Here is a 519-nt window from a genome sequence, read left to right on the forward strand (position 1 = left end):
CGCTGCCGTCCACCGGCACACAGCAGCCCCAGCTCCGAGCAGCGATCCAGTAGCAGGTCGAAGACCCTGTCCTCGATCCCGTGCTCGATCAACCGACCCCGAAACTCGCTGAGCACCGAGAAGTCGAATCCCGGGTCGGTCAACTCCAGAGCCAGGGCGTATTTCCAGTCGATCCGCCCGCGGACCGCATCGGCGGCCTGCCGGTCGGTCAGCCCCTCGGCGAACTGCAGCACCGTGACCAGCGCCAGCTCACCAGGTGCCCGCCCTGGCCCGCCCCGACGCGGGAAGGCATCGGCGAACTGCTCGTCGCTGAACAGCACACCCAGTTCATCTCGTAACCGGATGGCCAGACATCCCTTGGGGAACGCCGCTCGTGCCACCGCGACCGTCGCCTCGGGGATCTGAACAGCGGATCTAGGTCGCAGAGACACGACAGAACCTCCTTCGTCCTCTCCGCGGCCCAAGTCCCCTCAGCGTCTCCCGCGACCCGGCAATCATCAACCGAATCGACCAACAAAG

The 519-nt window shown here is 66.1% G+C and carries 1 protein-coding gene; it reads right to left on the bottom strand.

The genetic code is table 11. From position 1 onward, the window contains the following. A partial coding sequence (locus tag IEY82_RS38765; RefSeq protein ID WP_189129281.1) for a transposase occupies positions 1–431 on the bottom strand: 431 nt, incomplete at its 3' end. Positions 432–519 lie beyond the last annotated feature (88 nt).

Origin of the sequence: Nonomuraea cavernae, assembly GCF_014646355.1 — a bacterium.
GTDB lineage: Bacteria > Actinomycetota > Actinomycetes > Streptosporangiales > Streptosporangiaceae > Nonomuraea > Nonomuraea cavernae.